The sequence below is a fragment of the Ensifer adhaerens genome (genome assembly GCF_028993555.1).
Classification (GTDB): domain Bacteria; phylum Pseudomonadota; class Alphaproteobacteria; order Rhizobiales; family Rhizobiaceae; genus Ensifer; species Ensifer adhaerens_I.
In genome coordinates this window covers 2,300,487-2,325,283 of the sequence record NZ_CP118610.1, presented here as the reverse complement: position 1 = coordinate 2,325,283, position 24,797 = coordinate 2,300,487, and the positions used below count along the sequence as shown (strand labels likewise).

At 62.9% G+C, this 24,797-nt stretch carries 24 protein-coding genes and 1 other RNA gene; 13 read left to right on the top strand and 12 right to left on the bottom strand.

The features are described 5' to 3' along the window. The first annotated feature begins 311 nt into the window (after nucleotides 1-311). Together PWG15_RS11430 and PWG15_RS11425 are read left to right on the top strand one after the other, a co-directional pair. Entirely contained in the window at nucleotides 312-4,046 is a 3,735-nt protein-coding gene (locus PWG15_RS11430; RefSeq protein ID WP_425536757.1) for an AsmA family protein, read from the top strand. 364 nt (nucleotides 4,047-4,410) lie between these two features. Next, nucleotides 4,411-5,745: a TadE/TadG family type IV pilus assembly protein gene (locus tag PWG15_RS11425; RefSeq protein WP_275019891.1), complete on the top strand. Its 1,335-nt coding sequence runs from the start codon at nucleotides 4,411-4,413 to the stop codon at nucleotides 5,743-5,745. 128 nt (nucleotides 5,746-5,873) lie between these two features. Here the strand turns inward: PWG15_RS11425 and PWG15_RS11420 are convergent, their stop codons facing one another. The 5 genes from PWG15_RS11420 to ssrA form a co-directional block, all read right to left on the bottom strand. After that, complete coding sequence (locus tag PWG15_RS11420; RefSeq protein ID WP_425536699.1) at nucleotides 5,874-6,662, bottom strand: hypothetical protein; 789 nt, start codon at nucleotides 6,660-6,662, stop codon at nucleotides 5,874-5,876. Nucleotides 6,663-6,840: 178 nt separating this feature from the next. Next, the gene (locus PWG15_RS11415) at nucleotides 6,841-7,077 is read right to left on the bottom strand and encodes a ribbon-helix-helix domain-containing protein (RefSeq protein ID WP_275019890.1); all 237 of its coding nucleotides are present in this window, start codon (nucleotides 7,075-7,077) and stop codon (nucleotides 6,841-6,843) included. A gap of 193 nt (nucleotides 7,078-7,270) precedes the next feature. After that, entirely contained in the window at nucleotides 7,271-7,483 is a 213-nt protein-coding gene (locus PWG15_RS11410; protein WP_275019889.1) for a DUF4169 family protein, read from the bottom strand. Between the two features lie 124 nt (nucleotides 7,484-7,607). Then, complete coding sequence (locus tag PWG15_RS11405; protein WP_275019888.1) at nucleotides 7,608-8,120, bottom strand: SspB family protein; 513 nt, start codon at nucleotides 8,118-8,120, stop codon at nucleotides 7,608-7,610. A 131-nt stretch (nucleotides 8,121-8,251) separates the two neighbouring features. Further along, nucleotides 8,252-8,610, bottom strand: a transfer-messenger RNA (tmRNA) gene (ssrA, locus tag PWG15_RS11400). Nucleotides 8,611-8,756: 146 nt separating this feature from the next. On the opposite strand from ssrA, the gene PWG15_RS11395 reads away from it, so the two are divergent. From PWG15_RS11395 to PWG15_RS11350, 10 genes are all read left to right on the top strand, one after another. After that, nucleotides 8,757-9,065 (top strand): DUF2853 family protein, encoded by a 309-nt coding sequence (locus PWG15_RS11395; protein WP_065375037.1) that lies wholly within the window; start codon nucleotides 8,757-8,759, stop codon nucleotides 9,063-9,065. Between the two features lie 207 nt (nucleotides 9,066-9,272). After that, nucleotides 9,273-10,067, top strand: coding sequence for a thymidylate synthase (locus PWG15_RS11390; RefSeq protein ID WP_275019887.1), 795 nt, complete (start codon nucleotides 9,273-9,275; stop codon nucleotides 10,065-10,067). 159 nt (nucleotides 10,068-10,226) lie between these two features. Continuing rightward, nucleotides 10,227-10,832 (top strand): glutathione S-transferase, encoded by a 606-nt coding sequence (locus PWG15_RS11385; protein ID WP_275019886.1) that lies wholly within the window; start codon nucleotides 10,227-10,229, stop codon nucleotides 10,830-10,832. After that, nucleotides 10,825-11,361 (top strand): dihydrofolate reductase, encoded by a 537-nt coding sequence (locus tag PWG15_RS11380; protein ID WP_275019885.1) that lies wholly within the window; start codon nucleotides 10,825-10,827, stop codon nucleotides 11,359-11,361. The genes PWG15_RS11385 and PWG15_RS11380 overlap by 8 nt, the downstream gene beginning before the upstream one ends. A gap of 156 nt (nucleotides 11,362-11,517) precedes the next feature. Further along, the gene (gene hflK, locus PWG15_RS11375; protein ID WP_275019884.1) at nucleotides 11,518-12,627 is read left to right on the top strand and encodes an FtsH protease activity modulator HflK; all 1,110 of its coding nucleotides are present in this window, start codon (nucleotides 11,518-11,520) and stop codon (nucleotides 12,625-12,627) included. Next, on the top strand, nucleotides 12,624-13,547 hold the full coding sequence (gene hflC / locus PWG15_RS11370; RefSeq protein WP_275019883.1) for a protease modulator HflC: 924 nt from the start codon (nucleotides 12,624-12,626) through the stop codon (nucleotides 13,545-13,547). The genes hflK and hflC overlap by 4 nt, the downstream gene beginning before the upstream one ends. A gap of 7 nt (nucleotides 13,548-13,554) precedes the next feature. Next, nucleotides 13,555-13,740 (top strand): DUF2065 domain-containing protein, encoded by a 186-nt coding sequence (locus PWG15_RS11365; RefSeq protein WP_113536087.1) that lies wholly within the window; start codon nucleotides 13,555-13,557, stop codon nucleotides 13,738-13,740. 6 nt (nucleotides 13,741-13,746) lie between these two features. After that, entirely contained in the window at nucleotides 13,747-14,133 is a 387-nt protein-coding gene (locus PWG15_RS11360; protein WP_113536086.1) for an ACT domain-containing protein, read from the top strand. Between the two features lie 365 nt (nucleotides 14,134-14,498). Then, nucleotides 14,499-15,965 (top strand): DegQ family serine endoprotease, encoded by a 1,467-nt coding sequence (locus tag PWG15_RS11355; protein ID WP_275024405.1) that lies wholly within the window; start codon nucleotides 14,499-14,501, stop codon nucleotides 15,963-15,965. A 622-nt stretch (nucleotides 15,966-16,587) separates the two neighbouring features. Continuing rightward, on the top strand, nucleotides 16,588-17,484 hold the full coding sequence (locus PWG15_RS11350) for a LysR substrate-binding domain-containing protein (protein WP_275019882.1): 897 nt from the start codon (nucleotides 16,588-16,590) through the stop codon (nucleotides 17,482-17,484). Between the two features lie 299 nt (nucleotides 17,485-17,783). Here PWG15_RS11350 and PWG15_RS11345 read toward each other — a convergent pair whose 3' ends face one another. Then, nucleotides 17,784-18,359: a GNAT family N-acetyltransferase gene (locus PWG15_RS11345; protein ID WP_275019881.1), complete on the bottom strand. Its 576-nt coding sequence runs from the start codon at nucleotides 18,357-18,359 to the stop codon at nucleotides 17,784-17,786. After that, nucleotides 18,356-19,243: a phosphoserine phosphatase SerB gene (gene serB / locus PWG15_RS11340; protein ID WP_275019880.1), complete on the bottom strand. Its 888-nt coding sequence runs from the start codon at nucleotides 19,241-19,243 to the stop codon at nucleotides 18,356-18,358. Before serB ends, PWG15_RS11345 begins: the two co-directional genes overlap by 4 nt. On the opposite strand from serB, the gene miaA reads away from it, so the two are divergent. Continuing rightward, nucleotides 19,242-20,153 (top strand): tRNA (adenosine(37)-N6)-dimethylallyltransferase MiaA, encoded by a 912-nt coding sequence (gene miaA / locus PWG15_RS11335; protein WP_275019879.1) that lies wholly within the window; start codon nucleotides 19,242-19,244, stop codon nucleotides 20,151-20,153. The two genes, serB and miaA, sit on opposite strands and share 2 nt — an antisense overlap. Before the next feature lie 20 nt (nucleotides 20,154-20,173). Here the strand turns inward: miaA and PWG15_RS11330 are convergent, their stop codons facing one another. The 5 genes from PWG15_RS11330 to PWG15_RS11310 all read right to left on the bottom strand — a co-directional run bounded on the left by PWG15_RS11330 (nucleotide 20,174) and on the right by PWG15_RS11310 (nucleotide 24,698). Further along, entirely contained in the window at nucleotides 20,174-20,575 is a 402-nt protein-coding gene (locus tag PWG15_RS11330; RefSeq protein ID WP_275019878.1) for a VOC family protein, read from the bottom strand. Between the two features lie 127 nt (nucleotides 20,576-20,702). Further along, complete coding sequence (locus tag PWG15_RS11325; RefSeq protein WP_275019877.1) at nucleotides 20,703-21,398, bottom strand: class I SAM-dependent methyltransferase; 696 nt, start codon at nucleotides 21,396-21,398, stop codon at nucleotides 20,703-20,705. Nucleotides 21,399-21,556: 158 nt separating this feature from the next. Next, the gene (locus tag PWG15_RS11320) at nucleotides 21,557-23,629 is read right to left on the bottom strand and encodes an ATP-binding protein (RefSeq protein ID WP_425536698.1); all 2,073 of its coding nucleotides are present in this window, start codon (nucleotides 23,627-23,629) and stop codon (nucleotides 21,557-21,559) included. 47 nt (nucleotides 23,630-23,676) lie between these two features. Beyond that, a complete protein-coding gene (locus PWG15_RS11315) occupies nucleotides 23,677-23,976 on the bottom strand; it encodes a branched-chain amino acid transport AzlD family protein (protein WP_275019875.1) in 300 nt (99 codons plus the stop codon). Further along, nucleotides 23,973-24,698, bottom strand: coding sequence for an AzlC family ABC transporter permease (locus tag PWG15_RS11310; RefSeq protein ID WP_275019874.1), 726 nt, complete (start codon nucleotides 24,696-24,698; stop codon nucleotides 23,973-23,975). The genes PWG15_RS11315 and PWG15_RS11310 overlap by 4 nt, the downstream gene beginning before the upstream one ends. Between the last annotated feature and the right edge of the window lie 99 nt (nucleotides 24,699-24,797).

Below are 24,797 nucleotides of genomic sequence, written 5' to 3'. Positions count from 1 at the left end.
AATTTTTCGGGCAATGCGCCAGCGCCAAAGTGTGCTACTGCATAGTTCTGAAGTCGGAATCGACCCTGGCCGAAATATGCGGAAAATGAGAGCGGGACTGCGTGTTTCCTTGGATCGTTTCCGGTTTGAGGCGAGGAACATGCAGGACTTCAAAGTGCTGCCGCGCCCCCTTGCACGTCGGATAGGACGCGCAGCGCTGCAGGCGCCAATCTCTGGCGCGCAAACTGACATGCGGCGCACATATGCGCCGATGAACTGGATGGAATGTAGGCACGGTGCTTTCGCGAATATTGCTTGCTGTCGGTGGACTTGTGGTCGTTGCGCTCTTCGCGGCGCTGATCGCTCCGTGGTTCATTGACTGGACGGATTTTCGCAAGGAATTCGAGCGCGAAGCAAGCCGCATCATGGGCAAGCCTGTCGTCGTGCATGGCAGCGTCGATGCGCGGCTGATCCCGTTCCCGACGGTGACGCTCAACGACGTGCGCGTCGGCGCCAGCGATGACGGCGAGCCGCTGATCCAGGTGGCGCAGTTTTCCATGGCTGCGGAACTGGCCCCCTTCCTGAGCGGCGAGGCGCTGATCTTCGACATGCGCCTCGATCGGCCGAAGGCCAAGGTAAGGCTGCTGCCGGACGGCACGCTCGACTGGGCCCGCGGTCGCCGCACTTCGATCCCGGCCAAGACCGTCGTGCTTGAAAACGTCGAGATCACCAATGGCCAGATCGAGTTTATCGACGAGCAGACAGGCCGCACCCGCCGCGTGAGCGGGCTTGCCGCCGACGTCTCGGCCCGTTCGCTGACCGGACCCTGGAAAGTGGAGGGGCGTGCGGCGCTCGACGGCGAAGTCGGCAGCTTCTCCTTTACCAGCAACGAAGTCGACGCAGCGGGCGCACTCAGCCTCAAGGCGCGGGTAACGCCCGACAAGCGCCCCTTCGGCGTCGAGACCGACGGCGCATTGAAGATCGTCGACTTCAAGCCGGTTTACAGCGGCCGCTTCACCCTGACGGAAAACCGGCAGGGCGAGGAGAAGGATGATGCGCGGGCGCCGTTGCGCATCAACGGTGATTTCCAGCTTACCAACGAAAGCATCCGCGTTCCCGACTATCGCTTCGAGGTCGGCGCGACGGATGATCCCTATGTGGTGACCGGCGAGGCAACGCTCGATACCGGCAAGGACCAGAAGTTCCTGCTGATTGCCGATGGCCAGCAGATCGACGTCAGCCGCATCGGCCCCAATCGCAACGCCAAGACCGGCCGCGATCCGGCGATTTCCATGCGTCAGCGGCTGGATGCGATGCTGGCGATTGCGGCCGAGATTCCCATTCCGCAGGTGCCGGGCCGCGCCAGCCTGAAGCTGCCGGCGATCGTGGTCGGTGATACGACGGTGCGCGACGTGCGCATCGACGTGCAGCCTGACGGCGCCGGCTGGGTGATCGACAATGTCGTGGCGCTCCTGCCGGGGCGCACCCAGCTCGAGGCCACGGGGCGGCTGAACCTCAAGGGACAGCGCAGCTTCCGCGGCGACCTGCTGCTTGCCTCCAACCAGCCCTCCGGCCTTGCGAACTGGCTGGCGGGCTCAGTCGATCCGGCGATCCGCAAGCTGAAGACCGCCGGCTTTTCGGCCAAGGTGAACCTGACCGATACGCTGCAGCAGTTCGAAAACCTCGAACTGGCGGCCGGTGAGGCGAGCCTGAAGGGCCGACTCGAACGGCAATCCTTTGCCGAGCAGCAGCCGAACATCTCGCTGCAGCTCAAGGGCAACCGCATCGATTTCGGGGCGCTTCAGGCACTGACCGGACTGGTGGCTGGCGACGCCTCCACCGACACGCTGCTGCAGCACGCGATCGCCGCCGACCTTTCGGCCGACGAGTTCTCCGCCTTCGGTGAAGAAGCCAAGGACGTGCAGGCGGTGCTGACGCTGAAGAACGGCCAGCTCCAGGCCGAACGGGTGGCGATCGGTTCGCTGGCCGGTGCGCAGCTCGCCTTTTCCGGCCGGGCCAGCGGCGACCTGGAAAAGCCCGTCGTCTCGGCGAAGATGAAGCTTGCCGCCAAGAACCTGACGCCGTTCCTGGAAATGATCGGCCGGCACGCTGTCAACCACCCGGCGCTCAGGCAGCTGATCAAGGCCGGCCCCTATTATAGCGACGCCGCATTCGACGTGACGCTGACGGCCGGCAACAAGGAAGGCAATGCGCCGGCGACCTTCGGCATCTTCGGCACGGCCAACGGCACCAAGATTGCAGCCAGCTACCAGGCGCCTGACATGGCGCAGGCGTTGACCGGCAAGGCCATCCTGCTCGAAGCGACGCTCGAAAATCCAGAAACGCGCCTGCTGCTCGGGCAGACCGGTTTCGATCCCTTGCCTTTCGATGCGGATGCCAACGGCATTCTCTCGGTCAAGCTGCAAAGCACCGAAGGTTCGAAGGCCAATGGCACGGTGACGTTTACCACCGAGAAGTCGTCGCTGGCCGCCAAGGGCAATGTCGATCTTTCCCGCGATCACTTCCTCGAGGGGCAGGCCAAGGTGACGCTCCAGACCCAGGATCTGGAGCCCTACCTGCTGCTGCAGGGGGTCGCGCTGCCGCAGATGGGGAGCGGCCTGCCACTGACGATCTCGGCCGATGTCGCCGCCAGCCCCGAAGCGATCGCGTTGACGGCGGTCGAGGGCAAGGCGGACCGCAACGGCTTTACCGGCACCCTGACGGTCGACCGCAAGACGCCTGGCGCCGCCACCGGCCAGATCACACTCGACACGCTCGATCTTGCCTGGTTGGGCGAGGGCATCCTGGGTCCGGTCGAGGATGCGAACGGCGCGTTCTCGAAGGGCGCGCTTGCGCAGCCGGCCTGGACGGGTCTCAACGTGGCACTCGATGTGCAGGCCGGAAAGTTCTGGCCGGGCGTCTATGGGGCTGTCACCAGCTTTGCCGGCAAGATGGAATGGAAGGGCGACGAGCTTTCGCTGACCGATGCCACCGGCGACTGGCTGGGGGGCAAGCTTGCGGGCCGAGTGCAGGTCGGAAACGCCAACGGCTCCGGGTTCCTGCGCTCGCGCCTCGACGTCAAGGGCGGCGACCTGACCCAGGCGGGCTGGACCCATGCCGGCGCACCGGTGGCGACCGGGACGTTCGACCTTTCTGTCGCTCTGGAAGCATCCGGTGCAACACCGGAGGCGATGGCCCATTCGGCAAGCGGTTCCGGTACCGCGACTTTCAACGGCATGACGCTGAACGGCATCAACAGTGCGGCTCTGCCGCAACTGATTGCCGCCGCCGACGGCCAGAAGACCCAGATCTCCGCCGATAGCATTCGCAGCGCGGCGGAGGCAGCGGTGTTCTCGGGGCAATCGGTGGTTGGCGTCGTCAAGGCACCCTTCAGCGTCGCCGGCGGCGTCTTGAGGGCGCAGAACGTTACGGCTGGCGATGGCAACGCCACCTTCATGGGCGGAGCTGCGCTTGACCTGGCGGCCGGCCGGATCGATGGCGGCATCGACCTGACCTTCCGGCCCGGCGAGGATGCGCTCGCCGGTAGCGAACCGCGTGTTCGCATCGGCTATGCCGGGCTGCTGGAGGCGCCGGGCGTCAGCCTCGACGTTGCCGACCTGGCCAATTTCCTGTCGCTGCGCGCCTTCGAGCGCGAGCGTCGCCGGGTCGAGATCCTGCAGGCGAACGTGCTGGAAAAGCAGCGGCTGCGCCGTGAAGTGGCACTTTACAAGGCGAAGGCGGAAGCACGCGGGCTGGAACGGCAACGTGCCATTGCCGAAGAGCGCCGGCGTGCTGCCGGGGCTGCGGAAGCGGCCCGCGTCAAGGCAGAAGTGGAAGCGCGCGCCGAGGCCGAACGCAAGGCCGAGGCGGAGCGCAGGGCCGAAGCCGAACGGCAGGCCGAAGCTGCCCGTGGGGCGCAGCAGGGACCGGCACGGGTACGAGGCGCCGGCCCGGAACAGCAGCCGATCCTGCCTCAGAGTAGTCCCGACGATGCCCAGGGCGGCACGGGGCGGCCATCTGGCCAGAAGCTGGACTTCGACGTGCTGCCCGACGTCACGGTGCAATAGCCGACATTCAGATCCGGATCGCCTCGCCTTGGCAGCGCCTTTTGCGCTTGCGCCCGTGCGGGTCCGGCATGCGTGGCAAGGCCCAATACATCCGCAAATGTGCTCGCCGCCCGGATCTCAGCGATGCTTCCGGTTTTCGCTGGGGATTATCCCCAGCGCCGGACCGGATGCGACAAAGTTTAACAATTTCAGAAGCTCTTTCGCTACGAATGATCGCTAAATTAGCGAACTGTTTTGGAGCGCAGGGCGAGGCGTGGCCTGCTGGCGACGTCTAGCTCCAACTCATTGGAATCGATGACATCTTTTGCTTTGGGGCCACGGGGCTCCGAAGTCGTCGTGATCTGTTGAGGGGGCAACAAACAAGATGCTATGCAATCTGAAGAACACGCTCGTCCGCATCCTTAAGGACGAAAACGGCAACTTTGCCGTCATGACTGCTCTGGTGATGCTACCGTTGTTCACGGGAGCTTCCATCGCCATCAATCTCGCCCGCATCAATCTCGAATCCGCCAAGATGCAGGCCGCGCTCGATGCGGCTGCCTTTTCCGCGGTCAAGTCGTATGGCGAAGGGGAGGATGAAGCCAAGGCGAAGGATCTGGCGAACAACACCTTCTTCGCCAACTTCGGCATACCGGAGATCATAGACGAGATCGGATCGGGGGGCTCGACGCCGGTCGAGACGCAGGCGATCAAGGTTGCTTTCGGCACCGCTGGCGTCGAAAGCACGGCGACGACGACCTATGCGCTCAAATACGCTCCACTGTTCTGGGGCCTTCGACCCTATACGATCAATCGAGAAAGCGTCGCCGCGCGCATGCCGGGCAGGGAGGCGTGCATTCTGGCACTCCACCCGACCGCAACCCGGGCCTTCGAAGTGAGCGGCAGTGCCAGCGTCGATACGTCAGGCTGTACGATCACGTCGGATTCGAGCGACACACAGTCGATCTATCTCAGCGGTTCGGCCACGTTGAAGGCCGAGTGTCTTTATGCCACGGGCAAGGTCTCGGCGACGCTTGCCCATCTCGAACTCGCCTGCGGCAAGGCGGTGGAAGATGTACCGCCAATCCCCGACCCCTTTCTGTCAAAGAAAATGCCGACGACGGGGAGCTGGGTGAACCTCGCCGGATGCGGACAGAACTTCGTTGCGGGCGGCGGCGGCAATGGCAATTGCAACGGCACGAGCAAAACGCCGAACAACGCACCCGCAGGCTATACGGTCGAACTGAAACCCGGCACTTACGGCGGCTTGGAGATCAAGGGCAAGGTCCTTTTGCGGCCGGGCTCCTACATCATCGACGGCGGCGCGCTGAAATTCACCAGCCAGTCCGTGATAACCGGCGAAGGCGTCACCTTCTTTCTGATGAACGGCGCCGAGCTCGACATTCACGGCGGCTCGACCTTCAAGGTCACGCCATCGCTGACCGGTGAGTGGGCAGGTTTCGCAATCGTTGCCGCCAGGAACAATACGGCGCCGGCGACAATCAACGGCAACAGCGCCTCGTCGCTTGCCGGCATCATCTACATGTCGGCATCGAAAGAGATCCAGTATGCCGGCAACGGCTCCACCGGCGGCGAATGCGTGCGCATCGTCGCGCAGGAGATCACCATGATCGGCAACAGCAGCTTCAAACTGGATTGCAAGGCGGCGCTTGCCAACAACACCATCAACAATCCGGGCGCAATTCGCCTGGTCAGATAGTCTGCGACCAATCGTGCTGTTTGACGTCGAATACGACGGTTGCGAGAAGTGCTGACAAGCGTGACGACTGGATCACCACCTCTTAAACCCGGTTGCATGACAACCGGGTTCTTTTTCTTGAGAACGCTTCAGAAGCGGATGGAAAGGCCGAGAATTGGGCCCTGCTGCACCACATCGAAGATAAAGCCGTCATTGTCGTAGTCGACGCCGAGTGCACGGTAGCCGGCAATCGCCGAGATCGTGTCGTTGAAGCGGTAACCGAGGCCAAGGCCGACGTCCCAGTCGATGTCGGCGCCGCCGCCGCCAACCATGCCCCAGCCCGTCAAATAGATTTCCGGCGTGAAAAAGTAGTTGCCGCGCAGGCCCACCAAACCGTCGACCCAGGTCTTGCTGTCGTCGCGGCTGACGCCGTTGAGCGGTCCGCCATGGAAGGAGATGGTGGTATCGACCGACCAGATCTTCACGCCGCCAACGACGTCGAGATGCGATTGCTGGTCCTCGAACACCGTGTAGCCGACGGCGATGAGCCCGGCGAAGGTCTCGGAATCGACATCCACCGTGTCGGTGAGAATTCCGCGCGCCTTCCCGTCGCCGGAAAGCTTCGTATAGATCAGATCGCCGAAGATGCTGAAGCGATCGTTGCGCGCCTCGGCGGTCGCCATGGCGGCGAAGTCGAGATTGTTCCAGATATCGCTGAAGTCGGAATCGATATGGACGGTCGGCAGACCGAACTGCGCCGTATCGCCGGAGAGCCCGGCAATCCAGAAATACGGGGCGACGGTGAACTGCCAGCCACTCTCGGTTTCTTCGACCGGTGCGGCTGGGGCCATCAGCGGCGTGATGTCTGCCGCGTTGGCTGAGAGAAAGGGTACCAGGCTCAGGCAGGCCGCAAGGCCCAGTCGCGTAGTGATACTCATGAAACGCCCCCGCTGTGAGACAGCGGCATGAACCGCCTCCCGATCAGGACATTTTTATATAAGTTTGTTCGAAAACAACTGATTTCAGCCGACGATGCGGGCTGATGAGGGAAGAAACGGGTTGTGCTGTTGCAGACTGCACACAGTTTGGCCGTGTCCGCTAGGCGATTTTTCGCAGTCAGGTCTCGTCGCGCGACGATGGCACGATCTTCGATTTCAGCCATTCGAACACATAGACCCGCAGGGCCGAGGAAAGGTTGCTGTCGGGGCTGCGCTCGTCGTCGATCTCGGCGATGAGCTGGGCAAGCGGCATAGCCCTTGCCACAGCGATCTCTTTCAACTCCTGCCAGAAGGCATCCTCGAGCGAGAAGCTGGTGCGGTGGCCGTGCAGGGTCGCGGAGTGCTTGCGGATCATTGTCCGGTCTCTGGATCAAAATGACTTTGGGGCGGAGCGCCCCGAAAATGGAATCGACTGCAGCAGGTTGGAGCGGGATTCGGGCGGAAAGTTGCCACACGCGGCTGAAGGATCGATTCAACTGCCTGGCAATTCGATTCTGAAAGCGGCCGCAAGTCCTTGCTCCGGAATCGTTTTCTTCGGGGAGGGCGGCTCAGTCCTTGCTGTCGCCGCCTTCGTCCTTGGTCGGCGGCTCGATACGGCCCTGGTCGAGGCGGGTCTCGGCCTTGTCGTTCAGCGCTTTCGTCAGGGATTTTTCGGCCTTGGTTCGGCCGAAGGAGATACGGTTCTGTTCGGCCTGCCTTTCCTTTTCCGTGCGCTCACGGCGCTTGCGGAACTGGCGCAGATTGACGACGTCGCCGGTCATGATCCGATGCTCCTTCAGCGCAGCGCGCCTTCAACGCGCAAAGGTCGCTGTAGCACTTCGCGTGGCCGCACGTTCCTGCTTCCCTGATCGTCTGCGACCGGAGGGAGCGTGCAGCCGGTGGTGATCAGTTCTTCTTGCGGAAGGAATCGAGCGAAACGACGGAGCCACCGCCGTTCTTCGGTTCGGTAGGCTTGTCTTCCTTGGCCGTGGCTTCGCCGTTTTCTTCCGGAACCGGATAGGCGGTGATTTCTGCCGATTCCACTTCCTCCTCCTCGCCGGCGGCGACATCGAACTCCAGTTCGAAATTGACCGAGGGGTCGTAGAAACCGCGGATGGCGTTGAACGGGATCACCAGGCGTTCCGGGGTGTCGGAGAAGGAAAGCCCGATCTCGAAGCCAGTCTCGGTGACCTTCAGTTCCCAGAACTGGTGCTGGACGACGATGGTCATCTGTTCGGGATATTTCGCCTTGAGGTGCTGCGAGATGCGTACGCCCGGCGCGCCGGTCAGAAAGGTGATGAAGAAGTGGTGTTCGCCCGGCAGATGGCCTGTCGTGGCGACCTCGGTCAAGACCTTGCGGATGACGCTGCGGAGCGCGTCCTGTGCCAGAATGTCGTAGCGGATGTGGTCCTGGCCCATGAGTGTCCCGTCTTTCCTCGAACTCAATCTTACTGCTTGCTGCCGGCTAACGCCGTCACTTTTCATCACCCATCCACTAGGGACGAGTCAATTATTTGAGCATCTATAGACCATTTCGAGGCGGGGGAGAAGGTGAAGGCTTCTGTTGCCAGGTGCCTTCGGACCCCGCCTTACGGTGCTACCCGGAAGGACTTGATTTGAAGTGTCGCACCGCGATTAAGCAGCGAGACGTGCTTCAGCATAGTTGTCGTTTGCAACTATAAGTTTAGCCCGATAACGGTGGTACAATGCCGAGCAAAAAGTCGATCTTTACGCCCTTGTCGATCCTATTTCGCCCCCATCAAAAGCCGATCGCCAGGGATCGGTTTTTGGTGGAGGCGCCGGGTACCGCCCCCGGGTCCAATGGGTTTATTTCATCGCCCGTTTATTGCCATAGCCGCCCGAAGACGGCACCGTTCATATAGGTCTTTCCGGTCTCCAAGAAAAGGGGGATGTAGCGGTTATATGACTTTGTCCCGGGTCGGGTGTCCGCCGAACCGCCTTGACTTGACCGACAGCCATGAAAAACTCCCGCTGCTGCATGCGGCCGGTAATGTCGGGCCGCAGTTTCGCGAAACAAAGCAACCTGGAGGCTTCATGACGGACTACCTCGCAGATGTGCAGAAATACGACAGCGGCGCCGACGAGGCGATCGTCAACAAGATCGTGCGTCACCTTGGCATTGCGCTTCGCAACAAGGATTCCTCGCTCGTTTCGGCGACGGATCCCAAGGAACTCGAGCGGGTCAAGGAAAAATGGTGCGAGAAGAAGCTCGGCATCAGCGGTGCCGACGCGGATACGGCGATTGCCGCCACGGTCAAGGAGATGTCTGCCGATCGCTCCAAGTCGCGCGTTACCTTCTATTACCTGGTGGCGAAGAACCTCGGGAAGCTGCAAGCGCTGTAGATCACGATGGTTTTGGGTCGATCGACCCAAAACCATAAACGTGATCGCTTCGCCTGGTTGGAGCGGGATGCGGGCGGAAAAGCGCGCGCACTTTTCCTCATCCCCTCTAGGGCAGCCGAATTATCCGGGATAATCGTCCCTTGGTCATTGGTTCGCCGCCGGCTTCGTCCTAAATTTGAGGAAAGTACGAATCGGCGGCGCCAGACCATGCAGCAATATCTCGACCTTCTCGACCATGTGATGACCAACGGAACCGACCGGGGCGACCGGACGGGAACGGGCACGCGTTCGGTCTTCGGCCACCAGATGCGCTTCGATCTCTCCGAGGGCTTCCCGGTCCTGACGACCAAGAAGCTGCATCTGCGCTCGATCATCCATGAACTGCTCTGGTTCCTGAAGGGCGATACCAATATCCGCTACCTCAAGGAAAACGGCGTCACCATCTGGGACGAATGGGCCGACGAGAACGGCGATCTCGGCCCGGTCTACGGCTACCAGTGGCGCTCCTGGCCGGCGCCAGACGGGCGCCATATCGACCAGATCGAAGGCCTCGTCGAAAGCCTGAAGACGAATCCGAACTCGCGCCGCCACATCGTTTCTGCCTGGAACCCGGCGCTGGTCGACGAGATGGCGCTGCCGCCCTGCCATTGCCTGTTCCAGTTCTATGTGGCCGACGGCAAGCTTTCCTGCCAGCTTTACCAGCGTTCCGCCGACATCTTCCTCGGCGTGCCATTCAACATCGCGTCCTATGCGCTTTTGACGATGATGGTGGCGCAGGTGGCAGGTCTCAAGCTCGGCGATTTCGTGCACACGCTCGGCGATGCGCACATCTATCACAACCATTTCGAACAGGCCCGGCTGCAACTGAGCCGCACGCCGAAGGCGTTGCCGCGGATGGAAATCAATCCTGACGTGAAGGACCTGTTTTCTTTCCGCTTCGAAGACTTTACGCTCATCGGCTACGAAGCTGATTCAACGATCAAGGCGCCGATCGCCGTCTAAGGCACGCGGCGCGGATCCGTCCGCGGCCAAGCGACGTCCCGGCGTGGGCAGCGAGACTCGTTATCAGCGTTGCGGAACGGCACGGGCGTGGCCGTGAGGTCAATTGACGACGCTGCGGCAAAGAGTGACCGGGGAGGGCTGGCCCTCAAGGGAGGTATGATGCTCACACTGATCCATGCGCCCCTGTCGCGGTCGTCGCGTATCGTCTGGCTGCTCGAGGAACTGGGTGCCGAATACGAGATCCGCTACGTGTCGATCCGCCGCTGGGATGGCTCCGGCGAGCCTGATGACAACAATCCGCATCCGCACAAGCAGGTGCCGGCACTCATTCACAACGGCGCGGTGATCTGGGAGTCGGCGGCGGTCGTGCAATATCTGACCGACCTCTATCCCGCTTGCAGCCTCGGCCGGCCGCCGGGACACAAGGAGCGCGGCGCCTATCTCTCGTGGCTTGCCTATTATGCCGGCGTGATCGAGCCGACAGCGCTCGCGCATATCTCCGGCGCCACCATCAACAATCCGGCGCAGGCGCGGCTTTACAGCGAGATGTGCGCGCATGTGATCGACGTACTCACCCGCCGGACCTATCTGCTCGGCGAGACGATGAGTGCGGCCGACCTGCTGCTTGCAAGCGCGCTGCAATGGATGCGCAAGATCCTGCCGGAGAGCGCGGTGGTCGATCGCTACATCCGCGTGGTGACCGATCGGGCAGCCTATGACCGGGCAAGGGAAATCGACAGCAAACCGAACGGGTTCCATGACTGAAACGAAGAGCACCCATCCGAAGATATCGATCGTCGTCGCCGTTGCCGCCAACGGCGTCATCGGCCGTGACGGCGATCTGCCCTGGCGGCTTTCGACCGATCTCAAGCGCTTCAAGGCGCTGACGATCGGCAAACCGGTCATCATGGGGCGCAAGACCTGGGCTTCGCTCGGGCGGCCGCTGCCGGGCCGCGCCAACATCGTCATCACCCGCAACACGGATTTTGTCGCCGAAGGCGCTCGTGTCGTGCCATCGCTCGATGCGGCGATCGCGCTTGCCAACCGCGAGGCGGCGGCAACCGGCGCCGATGAGATCTGCGTTATCGGCGGCGGCGAGATCTATCGCCAGGCGATCGGGGTAACCGACATCCTGCATGTGACCGAGGTTCAGGCGGAGGTCGACGGCGATACGCGCTTCCCTGATATCGACGCGCAGGTCTTCGAGAAGGTGTTCGAAGAGGACCTGCCGCAGGGTGAAAAGGACAGTCATGCCATGCATTTCGTCACCTTCAGGCGGCGTGCGACAGCCTGACGCGCCGGATCGCCAACTATTTTGAACCATTTACGGTGAACTCGGGCCTATCGCGTTGAAAGCGGTGCGGGTGATACCTATAACGGTTTCACATCATAAACGACCGTGCGGTGGCGCGGCCGTTTGGCGTGGGAAGTATTCAACAGAGAGGTTTTGATGCCCTGGAGCAATCAGAATGGCGGCGGCGGCCCATGGGGCGGCGGCGGCGGCGGCAATCAGGGGCCCTGGGGCCAGGGGCCAAACCGGCCGCGCGGCGGCAAGGGCGGCCCGCCGGATCTGGAAGAGATCATCCGCCGTGGCCAGGACCAGCTTAAGAACGTCGTTCCCGGCGGTTTCAACGGCGGCGTCTTCGCCATTGTCGGCCTGCTGATCGTCGGCTTCATCCTGATCAACTCGATCTACACCGTCCAGCCGGACGAGCGTGGCGTCGAGATGCGCTTCGGCAAGCCGAAGGACGAGATCTCGATGCCCGGCCTGCACTATCATTTCTGGCCATTCGAGACCGTCGAGTTCGTCAAGATCACCGAGCAGCAGCAGAATATCGGTGGGCGCGCCAGCGGCCAGGCGAATTCCGGCCTGATGCTGACCGGCGACCAGAACATCGTCAACGTGCAGTTTTCGGTGCTCTACTCGGTCACCGATCCCAGAGCCTATCTGTTCAACGTCGAGAACCCGTCCGACACGCTGCAGCAGGTGGCCGAAAGCGCCATGCGCGAAGTGGTTGGCCGCCGTCCGGCACAGGACATCTTCCGCGACAACCGTCAGGCGATCGCTGCCGACGTGAAGAGCACGATCCAGGCGACGATGGACACCTACGGTGCCGGCGTTTCCGTTAACACGGTCGCGATCGAAGACGCAGCCCCGCCGCGCGAAGTGGCCGATGCGTTCGACGAAGTGCAGCGTGCCGAACAGGACGAAGACCGTTTCGTCGAAGAAGCCAACCAGTATGCCAACCAGGTGCTCGGCAAGGCCCGCGGTCAGGGTGCGCAGATCCGCGAAGAGGCAGCGGCCTACAAGGACCGTGTCGTCAAGGAAGCACAAGGTGAAGCGCAGCGCTTCATCTCGGTTTACGACGAATATTCCAAGGCGCCGGAAGTGACCCGCAAGCGCCTCTATCTCGAAACAATGCAGGGCGTTCTCGGCAAGTCGAAGAAGGTGATCCTCGACGAGAAGAACGGGCAGGGCGTTCTGCCCTATCTGCCGCTGAATGAAATCGGCCGTCCGACCACGTCGGGTGCCGCAGCAGTCTCGGGAGCAGCACAGTGATCAACAACCGTACCTCCGTTATCCTGATCCTGCTCGCCGTCGTCTTCGTCGGTATTTATTCCTCGGTCTTCGTGGTCAACGAGCGCCAGCAGGCAATCGTCGTGCGCTTCGGTCAGATCAAGGACGTCAAGAGCCAGCCGGGCCTCTACTTCAAGCTGCCCTTCGCCTTCATGGATGCCGACCGTGTCCAGTATGTCGAAGACCAGGCGCTGCGCTTTGACCTCGACAACATCCGTGTCCAGGTTTCGGGCGGCAAGTTCTATGAAGTCGACGCCTTCGTCGTCTACAAGATCGCCGATCCCCGCCGCTTCCGCGAGACCGTTTCGGGCGATCGCGACGCTGCGGAGTCGCGCCTCAGGACCCGTCTCGATGCGTCTCTGCGACGCGTCTACGGTCTGCGTGGCTTCGAGGCGGCGCTGTCGGACGAGCGCGCATCGATGATGCGTGAAGTTCGCGCCGACCTCAAAGGCGACGCCGAGTCGCTCGGCCTCAACATCGAGGACGTCCGCATCCGCCGCACCGACCTGACGCAGGAAGTTTCGCAACAGACCTACGACCGCATGAAGGCCGAACGTCTGGCGGAAGCCGAACTCATCCGCGCCCGCGGTAACGAAGAGGGCCAGCGCCGCCGCGCCATCGCCGACCGTCAGGTCGTCGAGATCGTCGCCGACGCCCAGCGCGATTCGGAAATCCTGCGCGGTGAGGGCGAAGCCGAACGGACGAGGACCTTCGCCGACGCTTTTGCGCGCGATCCGAAGTTCTTCGAATTCTACCGCTCGATGTCGGCCTACACCCAGTCGATCGGCAGCCCCGACACGACGCTGGTGCTGTCGCCGCATTCGGAATTCTTCCGTTTCTTCAACGACTCCGAAGGCACTGCTCCGGCTGCCGCGGCGCCGCAAGCAACAACCGGGAACTAGGCGGGCGATGTCAGATTTCCTGACGGGAATCGCATTCTTCCTGATCATCGAGGGGCTGGTGTACGCACTGGCCCCTTTGGTTTTGGTGGAAATGGCGAAGCGTTTGCCGTATGTCCCCGAACATCAGCTTCGACTGGCGGGGCTCGTTTCCGTGGCTGCCGGGGTCGGACTTGTATGGTTGCTTCGAGGATAATGCGAAATGCCACATAAACTGCTGATCCGGCTGGTCGATGCCGAATACGCCATCACCCGCCTCAATATCGGCTCCAGCATACCCGAATGGTTGCCGGGGCCAGGCTTCTGGACCGTGTCGAGCTCCCGCGAGGAGATGACGCTGGTCTGCCGAGCCGCCCGCGTGCCTTCCAGCGTCCAGAGTTCGCTCGGCTGGCGCTGCTTCCGCGTCGAACAGCACTTTGCCTTTGATGTTCCCGGCGTGCTTTCGTCCGTGCTCAGGCCGCTTTCGGCTGCCGGCGTCGGCGTCTTCGCCAATTCGACCTTCAGCACCGACTATGTCTTCGTCGCCGGTTCCGATCTCGACAAGGCGGTGCAGGCCCTGAAAGACCACGGGCACGACCTGACGACCTGACACGTCGCGCCTCCTTCCAAGAACGCGCAGCCGGTACCTTCCAACCTTTCGCAGTTCTCTGCGCGGGGATCAGGAAATCGTGTGTGGACGCTTCCGAATTCCGCCTTATCTTCAGGTGAAAATCGAAAGTCGCGCGATTTGCAGATTGCGTCGACGGTTCCTGCCGCATAAGCGCTCTTGCCGGTTTCGGTTGACGCAAAATTGTGCGAAGAATCAAAGTGCTATGGCGTCCGGCGCCGTATGCAGCAGAGGTGGCGGCCAAGAGACGTGGTCGACCATCGAACAGCGAGAGGAGCTTAAGCGACTTGTCCACGCGAACGAAATCCCGAGCTCACTCGCTTGGCACCACCTTGGGCGCCCTGGCGCTGACAAGCGCGCTTGTTTTCAGCAATACGGCGCTCGCCCAGAACACCGCCATACGCCCGCCGACGAATGGTCCCGCGTCCGTTGCCGATCTCGCCGCCGGGCTGCTGGATGCGGTCGTCAACATCTCGACCTCCCAGAAGGTCAAGAACGATGACGATGCGCCGGCACCGCAGGTGCCGGAGGGCTCGCCCTACCAGCCCTATTTCGACGAGTTCTTCAAAGGACAGGGCGGCCAGGGCGGTAACCGCCAGCGCACCGTCGATTCGCTCGGCTCCGGCTTCGTCATCGATCCGACGGGCTTCATCGTCACCAACAATCACGTGATCGAAGGCGCCGACGATATCGAGATCAACTTTGCCAATGGCAGCAAGCTGAAGGCCAAGCTCGTCGGCAAGGACACCAAGACCGACCTGGCCGTGCTGAAGGTGGAGCCGAAGACGCCGCTGAAGGCGGTGCCCTTCGGCGATTCCCGCAAGATGCGCATCGGCGACTGGGTGATGGCGATCGGCAATCCCTTCGGCCTCGGCGGCTCGGTCTCCGTCGGCATCATCTCGGCCCGCGGCCGCAACATCAATGCCGGCCCCTACGACAACTTCATCCAGACGGACGCGGCGATCAATCGCGGCAATTCCGGCGGGCCGCTCTTCAACATGCAGGGTGAGGTGATCGGCATCAATACCGCGATCATCTCTCCCTCGGGCGGCTCGATCGGTATCGGCTTCTCGGTGCCGACGGAGCTTGCCGCCAATGTCGTGCTGCAGCTCAAGGATTTCGGCGAGACCCGGCGCGGCTGGCTCGGTGTCCGTATCCAGCCGGTTACAGACGATATCGCCGAGAGCCTGAAGATGGCGACGCCGCACGGCGCGCTCGTCTCCGGCATCATCGAGGGCGGACCGATTGCGCATGGCGAGATCAAGGCCGGTGACGTCATCATCAAGTTCGATGGTCGCGACGTCACGGAAATGCGTGACCTGCCGCGTGCCGTCGCCGAAAGCCCTGTCGGCAAGGCGGTCGACGTGGTGGTGGTGCGTGACGGCAAGGAGCAGACGGTCAAGGTGACGCTCGGTCGCCTCGAAGATGGTGATGAGGTCGCCGCCGCGCCGGCGGCGACAACCAAAGATGAGACGCAGAAGCCGGACAAGCCCGAAGCTGCGCCGCTGCCTGCGACCGATGTCGTGCTCGGCATGAAGCTTGCGACGCTGAACGAGGAGACGCGCAAGAAATACGGCATTGCCGAAGACGTGGACGGCGTCGTCATCACCGAGGTCTCGCCGAATTCGGCAGCGGCAGAGCGCCGTGTCGAGCCGGGCGACGTCATCGTCGAGGTCGGCCAGGAGGCGATGGACACGCCCGGCGACGTTGCCGACCGGGTGGAGGAGCTCAAATCGAACGGCCGCCGCAACGCGCTCCTGATGCTCTCCAGCAAGACCGGCGAACTGCGTTTCGTCACCGTGCGGGTGGAGTAGGCCAGATTTCCGAGATGCGACTGCGGCATCGTTCGGGTGTCGCAGCGCACTGGTGTGTGACGGGATTTCCGGAATCTCTTCAGATGCATCGCCCGTTCGGCTGAAAAGTCGATTCCGGTTCTTCAGGTTTTGATTCAGGCGTTTGCCATCTTCAATTGCGCCGAACTCCGCGCCTCATCTGCGGCGTGAGGGAAGCCTCTCATCCGCCTGCCGGCACCGTCTCCCCACCAAACAGGGAGACCGGACGTTGACGTACGCGCTTCTCAGTCTCTTCTATTCCGCGTGCCGCTCCGAACACAGGTCGAGCGACGGTCCTCATTCCCTCTCCCCGCAAGCGGGAGAGGGTTAGTCCTCGGGTTAAACCCGAGGCGAGGGGCAGATCGCAAACGGAAGGCCCGGTGACTGCACCGATGCGGTGATCAACAGTGATCACTTGCTGTCGCCGAGGCAGGCGGGTGGGGCGACTTGCGTGCTGGCTGGAAGGTCGCCAACCGCAGGGCTTCGAACAGGATTTCGATGATCGTCAGCATGGCCGCACCTCCTTTCTGTCCTGTATTTCATCGCACTTGCCCGCATCCCTCAAACGAGTTTACTGTCGACTTCGGATGACTTGAGGTTATGCATGAAGCGCGGCCGTCTGCCCCTGACAGCGTTGCGGAGTTTCGAGGCGGCCGGGCGGCTGGAGAGCTTCACGCTGGCTGCCGCCGAGCTTTTCGTCTCGCAGGCGGCGATCAGTCGGCAGGTGCGCGAGCTCGAGGATCTGATCGGTCGGCCGCTGTTTGAACGGCATCACCGCAGCGTTCGGCTGACGGCTGATGGCCGGGCGCTGCTTGGCACTTTGACGGCAGCCTTCGATATGGTGGGCGAGAGACTGGACGCGCTTTCGGGGCGGCGGCTCTCGCAGACGCTGAAGGTGAGTGCCGAGCCTTCCTTTGCCGGCTGCTGGCTGGTGCCGCATCTGCAGGGTTTCCAGGAAGAGCATCCGGAGATCGATCTGGTGATCGATGCCGATCCGCGGCTTTCCGAGTTTCGCAGCGGCGAAGCGGACATCGCCATTCGCCACAGCCTGACCACCGACCGCTGGCCGCGGGTGGAAGTGCGGCCGCTGGCGAAGGTCGAGATGATACCGGTGATCGCACCGGCGCTCGCCGCTGCCGGATCGCCTCTCGACCGGCCCGAGGATCTGAAGCAGCACGCGCTTTTGCATGAGGACAGCCGGCAGCTCTGGGAAGAGTGGTTTGCCGCCGCAGGCGCCGCACCCGTGAAGTTTGACCGTGGCGCCATCTTTGCCGATGGCTCGATGGTGCTGCAGGCCACGCTCAGGGGAAGCGGCGTCGGCTTGATCGACCGCGACCATGCGCGCGACGATGTTGCCGCCGGGCGGTTGGTGCAACCCTTTGACGTCTCCGTGCCCTATGGGGCGTTCTTTCTCGTGGCGCGACGCTTCGATACGCTGTCGGATGCGGCGCAGGCTTTCGTCGACTGGATCGGGCGGAGCTATCCGGGTGCAGGGCGGTAAATTTGCATCGCGCTTGCGACCGGCCCCTCACTGTCCTGCCGGATGTCTCTCCCGGCCAAGCGGAGAGGCAAAGAGCGCCGGCGCTGACCGGACCGAAGGCCGACTATGCCGCGCCGCCATAGCGGGCCGTCAAGGAGAATTATGCGGACAAGATGCCGCCAAAAAGCGCCGGCTCAGTGTGATCGCCAAGCTTGCCTCTTGCGTCCCTCCTCCCGCTTGCGGGGTGAGGGGCACTTCAATCGCTGCGGAAGAAGGGGCCTCACCGTGTGGATGATGGGGCAGCCCATGAGCGGAGGCGGTTACTTCGCCGCCGCCGCGCGCTGCTGCCGCCATTCCTCGGCGCTGATCGCATAAAGCACATGGCGGATAAGCTTCGGATGGTCGGCGGGCACGCGGGGGTGGTTGAAGTCGCGGCTCGGGTCGCGGCGCATGCCGAGCCGCTGCATGACCGCGGTCGAGCGGGCATTGGCGGCGACGGCAAAGGAGACGATCTCGCTCAGACCTTTTTGCTCAAAACCGTAGCGCAGCAGATCGAAGGCCGTTTCCGTGACATAGCCCTGGCCCCAGTAGGGTGTGGCGAGCCTCCAGCCGATCTCGACCGTGCCGTTGGGAAAATGCGGCTCCAGGTCGGTCAAGGCGAGGCCGCAGAAACCGATCGGCTGATCGTCGGCCTTCAGCGCGATCGCGAAGAAACCGAGACCGGTCTCGGCGATGCCGCGGCCGACACGATCGAACAGCGCGTCGGCTTCCGCGCGGCTGCGGCGGAAGGGAAAGAATTCCATGACCTCGGGATCGCTGTTGATCTCGTGAAAAAGATCGCGATCGCTCTCCTTCCAGGTCCGGATACGCAGCCGCTCGGTCTCGGAGATGATCATCCGACGAAATCCGTCTTGCGATAGCCCTGGAGATAGAGGAGGGCGGTCAAGTCGCCGTGGTCGATGCGAACCTTGGCCTGTTCGGCGACCACGGGCTTGGCATGAAGCGCGACACCGGTGCCGGCAAGCTGGATCATGCCGAGATCGTTGGCCCCATCGCCGACGGCAAGGGCTTCGTCCGTCGAGATGCCGAGGCGGCCGGCAATGTCGATGAGGGCATCGACTTTGGCCTGCTTGCCGAGAATGGGATCGGCGACCTCGCCGGTGAGGATGCCCGCTTCGGCGATCAGCGTGTTGGCGCGGTTCTCGTCGAAGCCGAGCATTTCGGCAATCGGTCCGGTGAATACGGTGAAACCGCCGGAAACGAGCGCGGTGTAGTGCCCCTTGCTCTTCATGGTCGCGATCAGCGTGCGCCCGCCAGGTGTAAGCGTGATGCGCCTGGCGATCACTTCGTCGACGACGCCGAGCGGCAGGCCCTTCAGAAGTCCGACGCGCTCGATCAGCGCCGGCTCGAAGGCGATCTCGCCGTTCATGGCGCGCGCCGTGATGGCCGCCACCTTGTCCTTGAGGCCGACTTCGGCGGCCAGTTCATCGATGCATTCCTGGCCGATCATGGTCGAATCCATGTCGGCGATCAAAAGCCGCTTGCGGCGGCTTTCGGCGTCCTGCACGGCGACATCGACCGGCGCACTGCCGATTACACCGCGCAGCAGCGCTTCCGCCGCATCCGGGTCCGTGCCGTCCGTCAAGGCGATGTCGCAGGCAACACCATCTGCCAGCCAGTAGAGGCCGGACGCCTTGACGGCGTCAGCGGCGGCTTCCGCGAGTGCTGGCGTCAGAACAGGATTTGACGGATTGGCGATAAGCGTGGCAACGAGAGCCATGGACAACAACCTTGATACCGAGAGCGACGCGATCCTGATAACCGGGCCGACCGCCAGCGGCAAGTCTGCGCTTGCGGTCGAACTGGCGCGTCGGCATGACGGCGTGGTCGTCAATGCCGACAGCATGCAGGTCTATGACACGCTGCGGCTGCTGACGGCGCGGCCGGATGAACAGGATATGGGGGGCGTGGAGCACTGTCTCTACGGCCACGTGCCGGCGGCATCAGCCTATTCTACGGGCGCCTGGCTGCGCGATGCGCAAGCGCTTGTTGCGAGGCTCAGGCAGGAAGGCCGGCTGCCGGTCTTCGTCGGCGGCACCGGGCTCTATTTCAAGGCGTTGACCGGTGGTCTCTCGGACATGCCCGAAATCCCGGCCGCGATCCGCGAGCGGCTGCGCGAACGGCTGAAGGCGGATGGGCCCGAAGCCCTGCATCGCGCGCTCGAGGCCAAGGATCCGGAGACGGCCGCGACCTTGAACGTCGGCGACGGCCAGCGGATCGTCCGGGCGCTCGAGGTGGTGGAGGCGACCGGCAAGCCGATCCGCTTCTTCCAAAAGCAGAACGGCCCGATGATCGTCGATCCGGACCGGGCGGAAAAATACGTGGTGCTGCCGGAGCGCAAACTTCTGCACGACCGCATCAATCGCCGGTTCGAATTGATGCTTTCAGGTGGCGCGATCGACGAAGTGCGCACGCTGCTTTCGCTCGAGCTTTCGCCGGAAATGCCCCTCATGAAGGCGATCGGCGTCAGCCAGATTGCGGCTCTTCTCAGGGGCGAACTCGACGAGGCCGAGGTGATCGAAATGGGCGCTGCGGCAACGCGGCAATATGCCAAGCGCCAGATGACCTGGTTTCGCAACCAACTCGACGAGAGCTGGCAGCGCATCGAGCGCGCCGACGAAGTGCTCTGAGCGCTCGGCGTTTGGGCCGATCAGTCGGCCAAATTCAGCTGCCAGGACACGCCGAAGCGGTCGTTGATCCAGGTGAAGCGCTGGCTGAAACCGTAGTTGTCGAGCGGCATCAGCACCGCGCCGTCTTCGGCCAGCATGGTCGCGAGGGTGATGATCTCGTCCTCGCTCTGGCATTCGACGAAAAAGGAGAAGGACGGGGTGAAACCGAAGGCGTGCTTGACCGGGCTGTCGATGCACCTGACCCTCTGAGCGCCGAGCCGGAAGAGCGCGACCCTGATGCTGCCTTCAGCACCCTGTTCGCCCGGGCCATAGTGCTCGATCTCCAGTACCTCGGCATTCGGGAAGAGCGAGATGTAGAAGGCCATGGCTGCCTCGGCCACGCCATCCTGGAACATCAAGAAGGGGGTAACACTTGCGACCATCGCGGCCTCCCGCTCTCTCTGCCTGTTTGAACACACGCCAACGGAATGCGCTGCAGGAACACACAGACCAACGACGGGGCGCTGCAAAGGTTCCGTGGCATTCCAAGAACCCTTGCGACCGCCGCGTTCATGCCTTCGCCGCCGAGAAGAAGAGGAAACGCGGCCTGGTCGTCAGGCTCCTGTACGCCTCCGGAAAGAGCGTGCGGGCGTGCGGATCCGGCTGCGGCTCGCTGATCGTCTCGATGCGAAACCCGGCCGATGTGAGCGCGTCGATCATGGCATGAAGCGGCCGATGCCAGAAGCGCATTTCGATGGTCCTGCCGCCGCGCTCCCAGGTGTCGTCGAAGCTGTAGGTCTCGAAATAGTTGTCGTGGCCGGAGAGTTGATGATCCATGAACGGGTGATGTGTCGAAAAGACCAGGCGACCGCCGTTCCTCAACACGCGATTGAACTCCAGGAGAGGGGCCGACCAGTCGTGGAGGTAGTGCATGACGAGGGACGCAAGCACGATGTCGAAGGCGTCATTCTCAAAGGGCAGCGGTTCGCTCAGATCGGCAACCAACAGGCGCGCGCGGCCTTCCAGACGGCGCTCAGCGATTTCGAGCAGGCCGGCACTTCTGTCGATGCCGGTGAGCGTCGCTCCGCGCTCCAGCAGCGCCGCGGCGTGGGCGCCACCACCGCAGCCGGCGTCCAGCACCCGCAACCCCGTGACGTCGCCGACGAGCGCAAGGGCGGCCGGCCGCTCGTAATAGGCATTCCAGGCGTTGTTTTCGTTGTCGGCATCATAGGCGGCCGCAAACGCATCATAGTCATTCTCGGGCAAGATCTTCCTCCGCGCGGGCTCATCTCTGGATGAGCGGCCGGGTCACCAGACAATCAAAACCGGTACTCTAGCGGCGGCGCGATTCCGCTGGCAAGGCCGGTATCGCGCCGGGACTTTTCCGGAAGTGCATGGGGAGAATCTAAAAGACCGCGCGCGCCTTAAGTCTTGCGGATGATGCTGCCGAGCGGCCGCTTCAGCAGGCTTTCCCGGAGTGACCCTTCGCGCGGTCGATCGCCCGCAGCGGGCGGCGAACCGTGCGTTGTGGGCGCCGCCCCGAAGCGAGGCGCGGGCTGCCCGGCCGCGGGCTTTTCGTTCAGAAGCTGCTCACGGATCTGGTTGAAGCGCTCCAGCTCGGGATTGGGGGAAATGGTGCTGCGCGGCAGCATGTCCGGGCGGTAGGGTTCGGCAGCAAGCGCCGCGTCGGCGAAGCCATGCTCCGCCTCGCTCGCAGCTGTGGCGCCAAGTTCGCTGTCCCACAGTCGCTCTTCGCTGCCGGTCGTTGCGGCTATGTAGCTCTGCTGGAAGCCGGAAATATCCGGCCCGTTGATCGACCGCATGCGGCTGACGATCGAACGCAGATCGACGGTCGGCGGCGCATCCTCGTCGATCCGGTCGACGATACCGTGGGCGCGCGGCAGGCGCTCTTCGGCGATACGATTGAAACGCATGCGCATCGGCACCGCGACGGCCTCGCCAAAGGCGATCGCTTCGCCGTTGCCGATCGAGGAGATGAAGCTGGTGGTCGAGGTCGAAGAGTTCGGAATGGCCGAACGGATGATCTCCTGGTCGCGGTCGTTGGCAAGCCGCATGGCAAAGACCGTCGAGCACTGGGACAGGATTGTCGGGTCAAGCTCGCCGGGGCGCTGGGTAATGACGCCGAGCGAGACCCCGTATTTGCGGCCTTCCTTGGCGATGCGGGCGATCGCCTGGCGGGTCGGCAGGAAGCCGAGCGAGGGATCGGCCGGCACGTAGCGGTGCGCCTCTTCGCACACGACAAGCATATGAATGCCGCCATTGCTCCACAGGCCGATTTCGAAGGCCATGCGGCAGAGCACCGAAGCGACGGAATTGACGACTTCCGAGGGAATGCCGGCAAGCTCGAAGGTGGCGATCGGCTTTCCATCGCCGGGAATGCGGAAGATCTTGGCGATCGTGTCCTGAATCGTGTCGGTGATCGTGTTCGAGGAGAACATGAAATGGTAGCGCGGATCGTTGATCGCCGAGACGATCTTGACCTTCAGCGAGCGCAGATGCGGTTTCTCGTTGCGGCCCTCGAGCCGGCCGATGCGCTCGTCGATCAGCGCCAGGAGATCGGCGATGCGGTAGGGCACCGGCGTATCCGCGGTGATCGAGCTTTTCTCTGTCTGGCGCCGCATGAGACCGGATTCGCCACCCCGGAAAGCCTTCTTCGCTTCGGGAATGATGTCGCGCAGCATGTCGAGCTCGTCCGGCGGTGCCGGGCGGCCGCGGAAGATCACCTCGGCGAATTCCTCGAGGCGGAAGAACCAGAAGGGCAGGTCGAGCGTGTCGGTGTCGATGACGACCGCAAGCTCCGGGAAGGCGGCGGCGAACTCGTTGTGCGGGTCGAGGATCAGCACGCGCAACTTCGGATCCGAGGCGATCGCCTTGTTGAGCAGCAGCGTGACAGCGGTCGATTTACCGACACCGGTCGTGCCGACAATGGCGAAGTGCTTGGCCAGCATCGAGGGAACGTGGATCGTCGCGTCGAGGCTCTCGTCCTGCGTGAGCTTGCCGATGATGCAGCTATCGTTGCGGCCGGAATCGTAGATGCGGGCAAGGTCGGCCGCGCGAATGCGGTGCACGAGCGCGCCGAGATAGGGATATTGGCTGATGCCGGCGGAAAACGTCTCGCGTCCATCGGCCCCCTTGTGGACCTCGCCCATCAGCTCGACTTCGATGCGGAAAGTGTTGTTGGCGTCCTCGCCCCATTCGTCGGAGACGGTCTGCATGGAATAGACCAGCGCCACGACACGGTTTCTGCCGACGGAGATCGAGATCAGCCGCCCGACGGACCAGAGCTCGGTCAGCGACGTTTCGCCGTTTTCGGCGACGGCAGCGATGGTGGCGCGTGCGCCGTTGCACGCGACGACCCGCCCCAGGAACCGGTTGCCAGGCTTCAGGTCGTCACGGCGATCCTGCTCGCCTGCGCGGATGGAGGAATGAAGTTCATTGTTTAGCAACGCAAAAACCCCGGCTTCACGGGTGCTCATGTTAGCCGGGGGGATTTAACAAGTGGTTTCACGGATTTGCTGGCGGTTCAGCCGAGGAAATGGCGCAGCACACCGGCCGCGGCGATACCGATCAGAACGGTCGGCAGCAGCGACAACCGGGTGGCGGCCACAAGCGTGACCGCCAGCGCGATCAGGCTTGCCGGCTTGTCGGAGGCGAAGTCCGGAGCGATGACGGAGATCAGCACGCAGCCCGGTGCTGCCTCCATCACGGCGGTTGCCCGATAGCCGAGCGTGCGGCCACGCAGCGCCAGATAGCCGAGCGCGCGGGTCGAGTAGGTGACCGATGCCATCAGCAGGATGGTGAGAAGGGTGGATGCGTCGATCATGGTTGCTTCGCAAGGAGATAGCTGGAGACGAGGCCGGAGAGCGCACTGGCTGCCACATACCAGGCGCCGGGGACAAACAGGTAGACGAGGGCTGCGGTCACGAGGCTGACGAGCCAGGGTCGGGCGGCGCGAAGCCCGGTCCACATGCCCCTGAGCAGCACGAGGAACACGGCGGGGAAGGCCATGTCGAACCCATAGGCCTCGACATCGCCGATCATCGGTCCGATCGCAGCGCCGACGGCGGTGAAGACCATCCAGCAGGCCCAGAGCGCGATGCCAGCGCCAAGAAAGTAGGCCATACTGAAGGAGGAGCGGGCGCGCGCATCGGCAAGCCCCATGGCCCAGCTTTCATCGCACATGAAGAACAGCGCCGGCAAAACCTTCCGCTTCGGCATGGCGCTGAGAAAGGGCGCCAGGGCAGCGCCCATCAGGAGGTGCCGGCTGTTGATCAGGAAGGTGATGGCGACGATCAGCGCGATATGCGGCGGCGAGGTCCACAGATCGATGGCGGCAAATTCCGAGCCGCCGCCGAAATTGAGACCGGTCATCAGCGGGACCTCCGCCGGGCTCAGGCCCTTCTGCGCGGCCTGAGCGCCAAGCACCAGCGCGAAGGGAACAAAGCCGATCTGGACCGGCACGGCTGCGGCCAGCCCCCGGAGAAATTCACTGACCCCGACGGGTTTTGCGACCTCGCCGAGGGTATCCAATTCTATGCTGCTCATGGGGTCTCCTTTGGTGGCGGAGACTAGCTCTGTGACAGCGCAATTGGGTTGCCTTTATGCTGTGAAGTTGCGAAAATTTGGCATCCGAATATCAAATTA